The following is a 13,169-nucleotide window of genomic DNA, read 5'->3' as shown; positions in this document are numbered from 1 at the left end:
TTATTGTACTGTTTTGCTAACTGATTTTTTGGATATTTTTTCAATTTTATTTATTTCAAATACAAGAATATCATTTTTGACATCAACTAAAACATGTCCACCATTAACTAACTTTCCATGAATAAGTTCATCTGCCAAAGGTTTTTTAATTTTTTCATCAATAACCCTATTTAATGGTCTAGCGCCCATTTTTTCATCAAAACCTAATTTTGAAATCAAATTACTAGCTTTATCAGTTAGATTAATAATAACATCCCTCTCTCCTAATTGAGTTTCAAGTTCAATTACAAATTTTTCAACAATCTTTTTAACAGTATCTTTGTTTAAAATATTAAATTGAACAATAGAGTCTAATCTATTTCTAAATTCAGGAGAAAATATTTTATTAATAGTTTCTAAATCACCATCTTTATTTATACTTTTATTAAATCCTATCTGAGATTTTTGCAAATCTTCAGCTCCAGCATTTGTTGTCATAATTAAAATAATATTTCTAAAATCAATTTTTTTTCCGTTTTGGTCAGTTAATTTTCCATAGTCCATAATTTGTAGCAAAATATTGTAAATATCAGGATGAGCTTTTTCTATTTCATCAATTAAAAGAACAGCATAAGGATTTTTATCAACTTTTTCAGAAAGTAATCCCCCTTGATCAAAACCAACGTATCCTGGAGGAGCGCCAATTAATTTCGAAACTGAATGTCTTTCCATATATTCCGACATATCAAAACGAATGAGCTCAATACCAAGAACTTTTGCAAGTTGTTTTGCAAGTTCAGTTTTTCCAACACCAGTCTGTCCTGAAAACATATAATTTCCAATAGTTCGATTACTATCTCTAAGGCCAGATCTTGATAATTTAATTGAGGAGACAAGACTATCAATTGCAAGATCTTGTCCATAAATAACTCTTTTTAAATTTTTATCTAAATCTTTTAAATACATTCTGTCATTAACAGATATGTTCTTTTCTGGAATTTTTGTAACCTGAGAAACTATCCGCTCAACATCATCAACATCTAATATTTTTTTTCTTTGTGATTCAGGTTTTAAAACTTCTGAAGATCCTAATTCATCAAGTACATCTATTGATTTATCAGGTAACTTTTTATTGCCAATATATTTGCTCGATAAATCAACTGAGGCTTTAATTGCAGCATCGGTAAATTTAACATTATGAAATGTTTCATATTTTGAACGGATACCGTACATAATTTTATAAGCCTCATCAATTGTTGGCTCTGGTACATCAATTTTTTGAAATCTTCTTTGTAAAGCTCTATCCTTCTCAAAAAATAATCTATATTCATTATAAGTAGTTGAGCCGATGCATCTTATGTTTCCTGCCTGTAAAGCTGGCTTAAGCATATTAGAAGCATCCATTGAACTTCCAGAAGTTGATCCAGCACCTACTAATGTATGAATTTCATCTATAAACAAAATATAATTTTTATTTTTTTCTATTTCTTTAATAATCAATTTTAGACGCTCTTCAAAATCTCCTCTATATCTAGTCCCCGCAATTAATGTCCCCATATCGAGAGAAAAAATCACATGCGATTTTAAAACTTCTGGAACTTCATTATTAAAAATTTTAAAAGCAAGTCCTTCAACAATTGCTGTTTTTCCAACGCCTGGATCTCCCACCAATAATGGATTATTTTTAGTTCTTCTGCATAAAATTTGAGCTAATCGATCTATTTCTACAGTTCTGCCAATTAAACGATCTATTTTATTTTGTTCAGCTTTTTTATTCAAATTTACACAATAAGTTTCTAATGGAGAATTAGTGCTGGCTTTATTGCTGCTATGTGAAGGTGAGCTATCAAATGATCCACCGTAAGCAAAATTATCAACTTTAGTGATTCCGTGTGAGATAAAATTAACTACATCATAACGTGTAACTTCCTGCTCTTGCAAAAAAAATGTTGCATGACTTTCTCGCTCAGCAAATAAAGCAACTAATATATTTGCGCCAGTAACTTCATTTTTTCCAGATGACTGAACATGAACGATAGATCTTTGAATTACTCTTTGAAAACTTGCAGTTGGCTGAGGTTCTAATTTGCTTTCAGAAGTAACTATATTTTCTAATTCGTTATCTATGTAAAATTCTAAATTTTCATTTAATAAATCTACATCTACATTACACGCTTTCATAACATTTCGAGCGTCAGTTTCATCTGTTAGAGCAAGTAGCAAATGTTCTAAAGTTACATACTGATGTTTTTTTTCAGTTGCGTATTTGAAAGCTTGCGAGATTGCCTGTTCTAAAGATTTAGTAAATGTAGCCATTTAAATAGTTTTTTTCATAATACATTTTAATGGATGCTGATGTTGTTTTGCATAATCTAGAACTTGTGCAACTTTAGTTTCAGCAACTTCATAGGGATAAACACCACAAACAGCACTGCCATTATTATGAATGTTCAACATAACTTTATTAGCGGTTGACTTGGTCATATTAAAAAATAATTGTAAAACTTTAACAACAAATTCCATTGTTGTAAAATCATCATTTAAAAGAATAACTTCGTAAAAATTTGGTTTTTTAATTTTAACTTGAGTCTTATATTTTTTTAGCTTTATAAGCTCTTTAGGCATTAGTTGATCTGCCGATAGAATAATAAGTAATATTAGTTTTATTTTTAAAAAAATTACTATCGTATAAATTTCTCAAATCATATATTATTATTTTTTTATTATTATTCAGAATCTTAGAAAAATTTAAATTTTTAAATTCATCCCACTCAGTATGGATAATAATTAAGTCTACTTTTTTTGTTGCTAAGTACAAATCATCAAAATAGTTTACATTTTTTTGCTTATCTAATATTTCTTTATTACCAGATGGTTCGTAATAATTAATTTTTGCCCCCTTTTTAACAAATTTAGATATTAGATTTATTGCTGAAGAATCTCTTAAATCATCTGTATTAGCTTTGAAAGTGACACCTAAAAAACAAATATTTTTATTTTTAATTTTATTCTTTAAAATTTTGTAAATATTATTTTCAATATCTTTTTTTCTTCTTTCATTAAAATTTATGACAGAATTAACAATAGAAAGAGGCGAATTATAATTTTTACCAACTTTTGCCAAAGCTTTAGTGTCTTTTGGAAAACATGATCCACCATATGCAGGTCCGGCTCTTAAAAATCTTGAACCAATTCGTTTATCAAGTCCGATTCCAAGAGCGACATCATCAACATTAACGCCTGCTTTCTCACATAAATTAGCAATTTCATTGATAAAACTAATTTTTGTAGCAAGAAATGCGTTGGCTGAATATTTAATAAGTTCTGCTGATCTTCTAGAACAAGAGACAAATGCAGCTCCTTTATTAATTATAGGTCGATATAATTCATTAAATATTTTAATTACATTTTTATTATTTGCGCCAATAACTATACGATCTGGATATTTAAAATCTTTTATTGCCTCACCTTCTCTAAGAAACTCAGGATTAGATACAATTGTAAATAATCCTTTCTTTTTATTTTTATTTAAAATTTTTTCAATTTTATCACCAGTACCAATAGGTACTGTGGACTTTGTTACTATAATTTTATGAGTTTTTATTTTTTTTGAAATTAATTTAACTACAGAAAACACCTGGGAAAGATCTGCAGAAACTCTATCTTTTGCCGTTGGTGTTCCAACAGCAATAAACACAATGTCAGATTTTTTTATAGAACCAATTAAATTATTTGAAAAACTTAATCTGCCTGCATCTAAATTTTTTTTAACTAGTTCGGATAAACCAGGTTCAAATATTGGAATATCTCCATTTTCAAGTCTATTTAATTTTTCACTGTCTTTATCAATACAAATAACGTTATTACCAAGATCAGAAAAACAAACTCCTGATACTAACCCAACATACCCTGTGCCAATAAAACAAATTTTCATTTTAGAATTTTTTTAATGAACTATTATATCCATAAACTGTACCACAGTCTAAGTAGGTTCCAGAAAATATATGACCTATAAATTTATTATCATTATAAATTAAATGTCTTATAGCATCTGTAATTTGTATTTCCCCAAGCGAACCTTTTTTAATATTTTTTAATAAAGAGATTATTTTAGTTGGCAGAATATATCTGCCTATAATAGCATAATTAGATGGTGAATTTTTTAAAGTTGGTTTTTCTACTAGATCACTAATTAACAAATTATTATCATTTTTTTTTGAAAATTTTATAATTCCATAACGTGATACCTCAGAGTTTTTTATTTTTTTTGATGCAATTACTGATGAGTAATATTTATTATGAATACCAATAATTTTTTTTGAACAGTTTCCATTAATAATTATATCGTCTGGCAAAACCAAAAGAAAAGATTTATTTTTAATTATTGATCCTGCTGCTAATACCGCATCTCCAAGTCCTTTAGGAGAATTTTGATAGACAAATTTAATTTTATTTCTATAACGTTCTATGACTTTAAGCCTTTGTATTGATTTTGTATCTTTCTTATTCTTCAAATAATTTAATAAATAAGGATCAGGATAAAAATAATTTTTAATAATCTTCTTTCTTTTTGAAATAATAAGAATAATTTTTTTTATTCCTGCATCTATACATTCATCTAAAATATGTTCTAAAATAGTTTTGTTACCTAAGGGTAATAGTTCTTTAGGGATTATTTTACTAAAAGGCAGAAGTCTTGTACCTAAACCAGCTAATGGTATTATCGCTTCTTTTATCATTAAATATTATAATTAATTTCATAAATGAAAATAATTAAAACAGCAAACAAAATAACTTTAGCGTTATTAAATAAAAAAAAAATTGGATTTATCCCAACAATGGGTTGCTTGCACGAGGGTCATGTATCATTAATTAAAAAATCTAAAAAAAAAAAATTATTAACTGTCGTAAGTATTTTTGTAAATCCATTACAATTTAATAATAAAAATGATTTTAAAAGATACCCAAAAACTATTTTATCTGATCTCAAAATTTGCAAAAAAAATAAAGTTGATTACGTTTATTTGCCTGAAAAAAATGTCATATATCCGGAAAAAAAAATTATTATAAAGAACAAAATTCACGGTTTCAAAAATTATATGGAAGGAAGATTTAGACCTGGTCATTTTGAGGGGGTTATTGAAGTAGTTAAGAGATTATTAACTCATGTTAAAACAAACTATCTTTTTCTTGGAAAAAAGGATTACCAGCAATTAATTATTATTAAAAAATACTTAGAAAGTATTAATTCAAAAATAATTATTGTGCCTTGCGAAACAATAAGAGCTAAAAATGGAGTTGCTTTGTCTTCAAGAAACAAACTTTTAAATCAAAAATCTTTAAATATCGCAGGAAAGATTATTAATTTTTTAAAAAAATATAAAAATCAAATCATCAAGACTAAAAATAATCTATTATTTGTAAAAAAAATGAAAGAACTTGGTGCAAATAAAATTGATTATTTATCTGCTTTTAACGTTAAAGTATTAAAAAAAACTAATAAACCTTCAATAAATACAAGAGTTTTTGTTGCCTATTATTTAAATGGTGTAAGATTAATAGATAATTTCTAATGGAAATTAAAATATCCAACAGTCCAGTCGATTATAAGGCAGCAATAAATTTTTTAGAAAAACGAGTGGACAATGTTCATGCAAAATTAGAAGATGAACTTATTTGGATATTAGAGCATGAATCAATTTATACAAAAGGAATTAGTGCATCTGATGAAGAGTTATTAAATCCTAAATTATTTCCTGTAATTGATACAAATCGAGGTGGAAAATTTACATACCATGGCCCTGGACAAAAAATTGTATACTTTGTGATTAACCTTAGTAATCGTGAAAAAGAAATTAAAAAATTTGTTCGCAATGTAGAAAAATGCATTATTAATATTCTTAAAGACTTTAATATTTCATCATACGCAGATCCAAAAAACATAGGTATTTGGGTAAAAAATAATAATGAAGAAAAAAAAATTGCTGCAATTGGAATTAAAGTTAAAAAATGGATCGCTTATCATGGGTTTTCATTAAATATTAATGTCGATAAATCTAACTATCGAGGAATAATTCCCTGCGGGATTACCGACAAAGGAATTATAAATATTTCTGATTTATGTAAGATTCCTAATAATGATGAAATTAATAACTCTATAAAAGAAAATTTCTATAAATTATTTAATTCGTAAGTTAATTTATTAGATTTGCAAAATTCCTGAAAGTAAATTGGTATTTCAGCGTTATGCATTACATTTTTACCGTTTATATGAAAATGAACTTTATAAGCATGAAGCATTAAATGTAGTTCTTTTGTTTTATTTAAGTTTTTATTAGTATATTTTTTTTCTCCCAAGATTGGATGATGAATAATACTTAGTTGTCTTCTTAGTTGATGTTTTCTACCTGTTTCTGGGTGAAGTAATAACAATGAGAAACTATTATTTTCAGAAATTACTTTATAGTTTGTAATTGATAAATGTTTTTTTTCCTTGTTGTTTTCAATATAGCTGAGTTCATTTCTTAAAACACCATTTTTATTATTCAATACCCCTTCAACAATTGCTAAGTAACTTTTATTTATAGTTTGATTTTTAAATGACTCAGAAAAAAATTTAGCACTTTTATAAGTTTTGCTTATAATTAAAATTCCAGTTGTTTCTGCATCTAGTCGATGCACCAGATGTGGTTTTGAATAATTAGTTTCTGGATAGTTTTTTAATATATCGTAGATATTTTTTCCAGTTTTAGTGCCTGATTGTACGGCTAAATTATAAGGTTTATTTAATACAAAATAATGATCATTTTCATACAAGATGTTATTTACTATCATTTCATAATCTTTTTTTGATGGAAGATATGAAAATTTTTTTTTAATTATTTTGCTGTCATTATCAATATCAGAGTAAATCTTAATTTCGTCATTAATCTGCATTTTATAGGAACTTTTGACTTTTTTGCCGTTAACAAGAATTTTGCCTTTTCTTAAAGTTCTTTCAATGAGTGATTGTGGCAACAATTTTACTTTTTTTTTAAACCATTTATCGAGACGAGTATTTTCAAAATCTTCTTCAATTTTAAAAATATACTTAGGATTCATTATGAAATAATGTGAATAAACTTATCTCCTAAATAAAACATTAGTAAACCAAAAAATACTGAAACAAAAATATAAAAAAAACCTAATAAATAATTTGAACTATTAATAAGATTAAAAAAATCCTGAGAAAATGATGAAAATGTTGTAAATCCTCCTAAAAATCCAATAGTAATATAATTTTTAAGACTCTCATCCAAAGGTATAAATTTTGTGTTTAATATTCCAGAAACTATTCCAATAAAAAAACATCCTAATAAATTTACTGTAAGAGTTCCGATTGGAAAAATAGTTTGAAAAATTTTTGGAGTAATTTGAATAACTGAAAATCTTGCTAAAGTTCCTAAAGCACCAAATAAAGCAATTAGTAAATAAGACTTCATTAATTACTTTTTTTATTATTTACTTAACTGCTGAGCTTCTTCCTTTGCTGGTTCAAGTTTTTTTTGAACTGGACCTGAATCTTGTCCTTTAGCATTAAAATCTTTATCTACCAGTTCTATATAAGCCATTGTTGAATTATCCCCAAAACGATTTCTAGTTCTAATTATTCTAGAATATCCACCTTTTCTATTTTCGTATCTCTTAGATAAAACTGTAATTAATTTCTCTGCTGAATCTTCATTTTGTAACTTGGAAATTAAAGACCTTCTTGCTGCTAAATCTTTCTTTTTTCCAATAGTAATTACTTTATCAATTAATGGTTTTAGTTCCTTAGCCTTTGGTAAAGTTGTTTTAATTTGCTCATGTTTAATTAAAGAATTAAGCATATTTTTAAACAAAGCTTTACGATGCTCTGAAGTACGATTTAGTTTTCTATGAGCAATTTTGTGTCTCATTGTAATTAATAGTTATCTTCTAATTTTTTTGAAAGTTCAGCAATATTTTCTGGTGGCCAATTTGGAACTTCCATTCCAAGATATAATGACATCGTTGTTAAAACTTCTTTAATTTCATTTAAAGATTTTCTTCCAAAATTAGGAGTTCTTAACATTTCACTTTCACTTTTTTGAACAAGATCTCCAATGTAGATAATATTGTCATTTTTTAAACAATTCATAGATCTTACTGATAACTCTAATTCATCTACTCTTCTAAGTAAGTTTCTATTAAATTCTGGCTCAGATGGTTTTTTCTCTTGAATTGTTGCCACTGGTTCGTCAAAATTCACAAACATCGCTAATTGATCTTGTAAAATTCTAGCAGCAAAAGCAACTGCATCTTCAGCTGTTACTGAACCATTTGTTTCAACTTCCATTGTTAATTTATCGTAATCTAAAGTTAATCCTTCTCTAGCATTAGATACATTATAAGAAACTCTCTTAACTGGACTAAAAACAGCGTCAATTGCTATTAATCCTAACGGAGAATTGCTAGCTTTATTTCTATCTGCAGGAACATAACCTTTTCCAGTGCTTACTGTTAATTCCATATGAAATTTAGTCTTTTCATCTAAATTACAAATTACTAAATCTGGATTTAATATTTCAATATCTGGATTTGGAGTAATCATTTTTGCTTTAATTTCACCAGGTCCTTTTGCATCTAAAATTAATTTTTTTGGACCAGATGTTTTTAAATTCAACGCTAAAGCTTTTACGTTAAGAACAATGTCAGTTACATCTTCTCTTACGCCATCTATTGATGAAAATTCATGTAACACTCCATCAATTTGAATAGCTGTTACAGCTGTACCTTGAACCGATGACAATAAAACTCGTCTTAATGCATTTCCTAAAGTTAATGCATAACCTTTTTCTAAAGGTTCGGCGATAATTTTCGCGTGTTTTTTATCTTCACTTTGTGTAACGTTTAATTTTGATGGTTTTATAAGTTCTTTCCAATTTTTATCTATCAAGTTACTTCTCCTATATTTAGTTATTATTAAACTCGTCTTTTCTTTGGAGGCCTGCAACCATTGTGTGGCATCGGACTCATATCTTTTATAGAGGTAATTTTAAAACCTCTAGCTTGCAATGCTCTAAGAGCAGTTTCACGACCTGAACCTGGCCCTTTAACTTCAACTGTAATATTTTTTAATCCATGTTCTAAAGCTTTGCCTGCCGCATCATCAGCTGCTACTTGGGCTGCATATGGAGTAGATTTTCTTGATCCTTTAAATCCTTTTGATCCTGCAGAAGACCATGAAATTACATTGCCTTGTTTATCCGTAATTGTAACAATTGTATTATTAAAAGTTGCATTTACATAAACATTTCCGTTTATGACATTCTTCTTTTCTTTTTTTTTAACTTTTATTTTTTTTTTAACTCCACCAGCTTCTTGTTTTGAATCTTTTGCTGAAGTGGTAACGCTATTATCTTTTGTTTTTTTTTCTTTTATATTTTTGTCTTCAGCCATTAAATTATTTCATACTAGTTAATTTTTTTCCAGCAATTGCAATAGCTTTTCCTTTTCTTGTTCTTGCGTTGGAATGTGTTCTTTGTCCTCTAACCGGAAGTCTTTTTCTGTGTCTTGATCCTCTATAAGTACCTAAATCTTTTAATCTTTTTATGTCTAAAGATACATTTCTTCTAAGATCACCTTCAACTGAATATTTGCTGTCAATAAATTCTCTGATCTTTAGAACTTCATCATCTGTCAAAGCGTTTGTTCTTTTATGTTTGTCGATTTTTAATTCATTACAAATATCATTAGCAGTTTTATCGCCAATACCGTGAATATAAGTAAGAGCAGTTTTGACAACTTTATTTTGAGGAATATTCACTCCAGCTATACGAGCCATAAATTAAAAATCTAATTTTTGAAAAAATGCGATTATATGAATCAAACTATCAAAGTCAACTGCGTACGGCACGCACTATAGTAAATAATTGATCACTTATTGCATTAATTTCCTGCATTCCGTCTACATTTTTGATTATTCCTTTTTTTAAGTAATAATCTAAGACCGGAAATGTTTTTTCATCGTAAGTTTTTAATCTTTTAACAATTGTTTCTTCGTTATCATCAGATCTAGTAATAAGTTTTTTTTCTGAACAATTTTTTAATTCACAATTCTTTGGAGGGTCAAAAAAAGTATTAAAAGTTTTATTACATATAGAGCATGTCACTCTGCCAGTAATTCTTTTAACTAAAATTTGATTATCAACTTTTAAATTAAGAGCGAGACTCATTTGTTGGTCATATTTATTTAATAAATTATCTAAACTTTTTGCTTGCTCAAGATTTCTTGGAAAGCCATCAAAAATTATACGGTTTTTATATTGTGAATTAGAAACTTTTTTTTCAATTAAATTATTAATAATTTCATCAGAGACTAATCCTCCTGATTTCATGATCTCTTCTATCTTATTTCCAAATTCAGTTTTTTTACTTACCTCATCTCTAAGCAAGTCACCTGTTGATAATTGGTATAGGTTAAATTCTTTTACCAATTTTGCTGATTGAGTTCCTTTTCCTGCGCCTGGAGGACCAAAAATTACAAGGTTCATTAACGATTAAATTTTGTTTTTTTAATTAAACTTTCATATTGTTGACTCATTAATCTCGTTTGCACTTGAGCAACTGTATCCATTGCAACTACAGCCACAATAAGAAGTGATGTTCCCCCTAAATAAAATGGAATTGGATAATTTGCAATAATAAGTTCTGGCAACAAGCAAATTACAACTAAATATAAAGATCCAATTGCAGTTAATTTTAATAACAGTTGATCTATAAATTGTTCAGTTTGTTCGCCAGGTCTAATTCCTGGAACAAATCCACCATACTTTCTTAAATTTTCAGCTGTTTCTTTTGGATTAAAGATAATTGAAGTATAAAAAAATGAAAAGAATATTATTCCAGCTGCGTAAATAATCATATACAAGGGCTTTCCCTGTCCAAGCATTGAAGTAATTCCAACAACAATTTCACTTGAAGAAGATGTAAAATTAGAAATTGTAATTGGTAAAATTAAGAGTGCTGAAGCAAATATTGCTGGTATAACACCTGCCGTATTAACTTTTAATGGAAGATGGGAAGCATCTCCTCCATACAATTTATTACCGATTTGTCTTTTTGGATAATGAATCAAAATTTTTCTTTGTGCACGTTCTACGAAGACAATAAAATAGATAGCTGCAACAAGAATAGCAATTATAAGAAGTATTGCTCCAGCTGTAATAGCCCCAGTTCTACCTAATTCAAAAGTAGATGCTAATGCACTTGGAATTTCTGCAACAATTCCTGCAAAGATAATTAATGAAATACCATTTCCAATTCCTCTTGCGGTAATTTGTTCACCAAGCCACATTAAAAACATAGTTCCTGTTAATAATGTGATTGTAGTTACTAATCTAAAATAAAATCCTCCTTCTATAACAATCCCTTGAGAATTTTCTAAACTTACTGCCACACCATATCCTTGAACTAACGCCAAAAGCACTGTTCCATATCTAGTATATTGTGTAATTTTTCTTCTTCCAATTTCTCCTGAATTTTTTAAATTTTTAAAATAATCAGTAACTCCTGTTAATAATTGAATAATAATTGATGAGGAAATGTATGGCATTATTCCTAATGCTAAAATTGCCATTCTCGATACAGCTCCACCTGCAAATAAATTAAACATGCCAAGCAAAGATCTTTGATTATTAGATATTAAACCTTTAAGGGCTTGAGCGTCTATTCCAGGTAAAGGAACATAAGTACAGAATCTATAAACAATTAAAATAAATAAAGTATAAAATATTCGCTTTTTAAGATCGTCTAATGAAGAGTTAGACTTTAGAGAGTCAACTGAAGCAAAAGAACTAGACATAAAATCTATTTAGCCTCTTCTTGTTTCAATAAATTAACGCTTCCACCTGCTTTTTCAATTTTAGTTTTAGCGGATGCGCTGATTTGATGTGCCTCTATTTGTATTTTTGATTTAATATCTCCATTACCTAAGACTTTTAATGATTTATAATTATTTTTAATATTTTTTACTTTTCTAAAACTGTCTAATGTAACTTTAGAGGATGTATCAAGCTTTTTCTTTTCTATTAAATTTTGAATATCATTAAGATTAATAATCATTTGTTCGTACGAATGCTTTTTTATAATTGCATTGAAACCTCTTTTAGGAAGTCTTCTATAAAGAGGCATTTGACCTCCTTCAAAACTCTTAATAGATACTCCAGATCTAGCTTTTTGACCTTTAACTCCTCGTCCTGCAGTTTTTCCTTTTCCAGAACCTATTCCTCTAGCATATCTTCTTTTTTTTTTATAAAGAGAAACATTTAAAGTATTTAATTTCATATTTTTATCTCCTTGCTACGACTTCACTAATTTTTTTTCCACGAAGTATTGAAATATCTTTAGGTGATCTTTGTTTAGATAAAGCCAACATGCATGCTCTAACTACATTATAAGGATTTGAAGAGCCAATTGATTTTGCAACAATATCTTGCATTCCTAACATTTCGCATATTGCTCGGATTGCTCCGCCAGCTATAATTCCTGTTCCGGCAGGCGCGCTTCTTAACAAAACTTTTCCTGATCCACTTTTTCCATACGTATCATGGTGAATAGTTCTGCCCTCTCTCAATGGAACTTTAACTAATGAACTTTTAGCTTCTTCAGAAGCTTTTTTAATTGCATCTGGAACTTGTTTGGCTTTTCCATGACCAAATCCAACCAATCCTTTTTGATTTCCAACAACAACTAATGCTGCAAACCCAAATCTTCTTCCTCCTTTAACCACTTTAGTAATTCGATTAATTGCAACTAATTTTTCTTTAAGTTCAGATTGTGTATTCATAAATTAAAATTTTAACCCTTCTTTTCTAGCTGAGTCCGCTAATATTTTAACACGACCATGATATTTATATCTTCCTCTATCAAAATAGACTTCTTTAATTCCTTTTTCTAAAGCTCTTTTTGCAACTAATTTCCCAACTTCTACTGAGAGCTCCATTTTTTTCTTTTTATCCATAATTTTTTCAACTGATGATGCAGAAACTAACGTCTGATTTTTAGTATCGTCTATAACTTGAGCATAAATATTTTTCAAAGATCTAAAAACAGTAAGACGCAATCCAGTTGGGTTGTACTTCTTCATTTTTCCTCTAATTCTATTCTGTCTTTTAATATTAGTAGCCATA

At 28.0% G+C, this 13,169-nt stretch carries 17 protein-coding genes; 2 read left to right on the top strand and 15 right to left on the bottom strand.

Annotated elements, in window-relative coordinates:
* From clpA to AC8IGH_RS00230, 4 genes are read right to left on the bottom strand one after another with little or no spacing between them, the layout of a single operon-like run.
* Positions 1-2,295, bottom strand: a complete 2,295-nt coding sequence (clpA, locus tag AC8IGH_RS00245) for an ATP-dependent Clp protease ATP-binding subunit ClpA (protein WP_507418709.1) — start codon at positions 2,293-2,295, stop codon at positions 1-3.
* Positions 2,296-2,604 (bottom strand): ATP-dependent Clp protease adapter ClpS, encoded by a 309-nt coding sequence (gene clpS / locus AC8IGH_RS00240; protein WP_507418708.1) that lies wholly within the window; start codon positions 2,602-2,604, stop codon positions 2,296-2,298.
* Positions 2,597-3,913, bottom strand: coding sequence for a UDP-glucose dehydrogenase family protein (locus AC8IGH_RS00235; RefSeq protein ID WP_507418707.1), 1,317 nt, complete (start codon positions 3,911-3,913; stop codon positions 2,597-2,599). Before AC8IGH_RS00235 ends, clpS begins: the two co-directional genes overlap by 8 nt.
* Position 3,914: 1 nt before the next feature.
* Entirely contained in the window at positions 3,915-4,718 is an 804-nt protein-coding gene (locus tag AC8IGH_RS00230) for a sugar phosphate nucleotidyltransferase (protein ID WP_507418706.1), read from the bottom strand.
* A gap of 24 nt (positions 4,719-4,742) precedes the next feature.
* Here AC8IGH_RS00230 and panC point away from each other — a divergent pair, with 24 nt between their 5' ends.
* Both panC and lipB read left to right on the top strand, forming a co-directional pair.
* On the top strand, positions 4,743-5,552 hold the full coding sequence (gene panC, locus AC8IGH_RS00225; protein WP_507418705.1) for a pantoate--beta-alanine ligase: 810 nt from the start codon (positions 4,743-4,745) through the stop codon (positions 5,550-5,552).
* Positions 5,552-6,172: a lipoyl(octanoyl) transferase LipB gene (gene lipB / locus AC8IGH_RS00220; protein ID WP_507418704.1), complete on the top strand. Its 621-nt coding sequence runs from the start codon at positions 5,552-5,554 to the stop codon at positions 6,170-6,172. Before panC ends, lipB begins: the two co-directional genes overlap by 1 nt.
* Here lipB and AC8IGH_RS00215 read toward each other — a convergent pair.
* Genes AC8IGH_RS00215 through rplR form a run of 11 tightly spaced genes read right to left on the bottom strand, consistent with a single transcriptional unit; the run spans position 6,151 to position 13,168 of the window.
* On the bottom strand, positions 6,151-7,080 hold the full coding sequence (locus tag AC8IGH_RS00215; protein WP_507418703.1) for an RluA family pseudouridine synthase: 930 nt from the start codon (positions 7,078-7,080) through the stop codon (positions 6,151-6,153). The genes lipB and AC8IGH_RS00215 overlap by 22 nt on opposite strands.
* On the bottom strand, positions 7,080-7,460 hold the full coding sequence (crcB, locus tag AC8IGH_RS00210) for a fluoride efflux transporter CrcB (protein WP_507418702.1): 381 nt from the start codon (positions 7,458-7,460) through the stop codon (positions 7,080-7,082). Before crcB ends, AC8IGH_RS00215 begins: the two co-directional genes overlap by 1 nt.
* Positions 7,461-7,475: 15 nt before the next feature.
* Positions 7,476-7,916: a 50S ribosomal protein L17 gene (rplQ, locus tag AC8IGH_RS00205; protein WP_507418701.1), complete on the bottom strand. Its 441-nt coding sequence runs from the start codon at positions 7,914-7,916 to the stop codon at positions 7,476-7,478.
* A 5-nt stretch (positions 7,917-7,921) separates the two neighbouring features.
* Positions 7,922-8,935: a DNA-directed RNA polymerase subunit alpha gene (locus AC8IGH_RS00200; RefSeq protein WP_507418700.1), complete on the bottom strand. Its 1,014-nt coding sequence runs from the start codon at positions 8,933-8,935 to the stop codon at positions 7,922-7,924.
* Positions 8,936-8,961: 26 nt separating this feature from the next.
* Complete coding sequence (gene rpsK / locus AC8IGH_RS00195; protein ID WP_507418699.1) at positions 8,962-9,438, bottom strand: 30S ribosomal protein S11; 477 nt, start codon at positions 9,436-9,438, stop codon at positions 8,962-8,964.
* Between the two features lie 4 nt (positions 9,439-9,442).
* Positions 9,443-9,823: a 30S ribosomal protein S13 gene (gene rpsM / locus AC8IGH_RS00190; protein ID WP_507418698.1), complete on the bottom strand. Its 381-nt coding sequence runs from the start codon at positions 9,821-9,823 to the stop codon at positions 9,443-9,445.
* Positions 9,824-9,878: 55 nt separating this feature from the next.
* Positions 9,879-10,532 carry an adenylate kinase gene (locus AC8IGH_RS00185; RefSeq protein ID WP_507418697.1) on the bottom strand — a complete coding sequence of 218 codons (654 nt, stop codon included), beginning with the start codon at positions 10,530-10,532 and terminating at the stop codon, positions 9,879-9,881.
* Entirely contained in the window at positions 10,532-11,842 is a 1,311-nt protein-coding gene (gene secY / locus AC8IGH_RS00180; protein WP_507418696.1) for a preprotein translocase subunit SecY, read from the bottom strand. Before secY ends, AC8IGH_RS00185 begins: the two co-directional genes overlap by 1 nt.
* A gap of 5 nt (positions 11,843-11,847) precedes the next feature.
* Positions 11,848-12,324 (bottom strand): 50S ribosomal protein L15, encoded by a 477-nt coding sequence (gene rplO, locus AC8IGH_RS00175; protein ID WP_507418695.1) that lies wholly within the window; start codon positions 12,322-12,324, stop codon positions 11,848-11,850.
* A 4-nt stretch (positions 12,325-12,328) separates the two neighbouring features.
* Positions 12,329-12,826 carry a 30S ribosomal protein S5 gene (gene rpsE / locus AC8IGH_RS00170; RefSeq protein ID WP_507418694.1) on the bottom strand — a complete coding sequence of 166 codons (498 nt, stop codon included), beginning with the start codon at positions 12,824-12,826 and terminating at the stop codon, positions 12,329-12,331.
* Positions 12,827-12,829: 3 nt separating this feature from the next.
* Entirely contained in the window at positions 12,830-13,168 is a 339-nt protein-coding gene (rplR, locus tag AC8IGH_RS00165) for a 50S ribosomal protein L18 (protein WP_507418693.1), read from the bottom strand.
* Between the last annotated feature and the right edge of the window lies 1 nt (position 13,169).

The organism is Candidatus Allofontibacter sp., from assembly GCF_038145245.1.
GTDB lineage: Bacteria > Pseudomonadota > Alphaproteobacteria > Pelagibacterales > Pelagibacteraceae > Fontibacterium.
The sequence above is the reverse complement of the archived record's forward strand: the minus strand, read 5'-3'. Positions and strand labels throughout refer to the sequence as shown.

Excerpts from the sequence above, each read along its gene's own strand:
- AC8IGH_RS00235 (WP_507418707.1), bottom strand. The coding sequence starts at position 3,913 with ATGAAAATTTGTTTTATTGGCACAGGGTATGTTGGGTTAGTATCAGGA.
- clpA (WP_507418709.1), bottom strand. The coding sequence starts at position 2,295 with ATGGCTACATTTACTAAATCTTTAGAACAGGCAATCTCGCAAGCTTTC.
- rpsK (WP_507418699.1), bottom strand. The coding sequence starts at position 9,438 with ATGGCTGAAGACAAAAATATAAAAGAAAAAAAAACAAAAGATAATAGC.
- rplQ (WP_507418701.1), bottom strand. The coding sequence starts at position 7,916 with ATGAGACACAAAATTGCTCATAGAAAACTAAATCGTACTTCAGAGCAT.
- crcB (WP_507418702.1), bottom strand. The coding sequence starts at position 7,460 with ATGAAGTCTTATTTACTAATTGCTTTATTTGGTGCTTTAGGAACTTTA.
- AC8IGH_RS00230 (WP_507418706.1), bottom strand. The coding sequence starts at position 4,718 with ATGATAAAAGAAGCGATAATACCATTAGCTGGTTTAGGTACAAGACTT.
- rplR (WP_507418693.1), bottom strand. The coding sequence starts at position 13,168 with ATGGCTACTAATATTAAAAGACAGAATAGAATTAGAGGAAAAATGAAG.
- clpS (WP_507418708.1), bottom strand. The coding sequence starts at position 2,604 with ATGCCTAAAGAGCTTATAAAGCTAAAAAAATATAAGACTCAAGTTAAA.
- rpsE (WP_507418694.1), bottom strand. The coding sequence starts at position 12,826 with ATGAATACACAATCTGAACTTAAAGAAAAATTAGTTGCAATTAATCGA.
- rplO (WP_507418695.1), bottom strand. The coding sequence starts at position 12,324 with ATGAAATTAAATACTTTAAATGTTTCTCTTTATAAAAAAAAAAGAAGA.
- rpsM (WP_507418698.1), bottom strand. The coding sequence starts at position 9,823 with ATGGCTCGTATAGCTGGAGTGAATATTCCTCAAAATAAAGTTGTCAAA.
- lipB (WP_507418704.1), top strand. The coding sequence starts at position 5,552 with ATGGAAATTAAAATATCCAACAGTCCAGTCGATTATAAGGCAGCAATA.
- secY (WP_507418696.1), bottom strand. The coding sequence starts at position 11,842 with ATGTCTAGTTCTTTTGCTTCAGTTGACTCTCTAAAGTCTAACTCTTCA.
- AC8IGH_RS00185 (WP_507418697.1), bottom strand. The coding sequence starts at position 10,532 with ATGAACCTTGTAATTTTTGGTCCTCCAGGCGCAGGAAAAGGAACTCAA.
- AC8IGH_RS00215 (WP_507418703.1), bottom strand. The coding sequence starts at position 7,080 with ATGAATCCTAAGTATATTTTTAAAATTGAAGAAGATTTTGAAAATACT.
- panC (WP_507418705.1), top strand. The coding sequence starts at position 4,743 with ATGAAAATAATTAAAACAGCAAACAAAATAACTTTAGCGTTATTAAAT.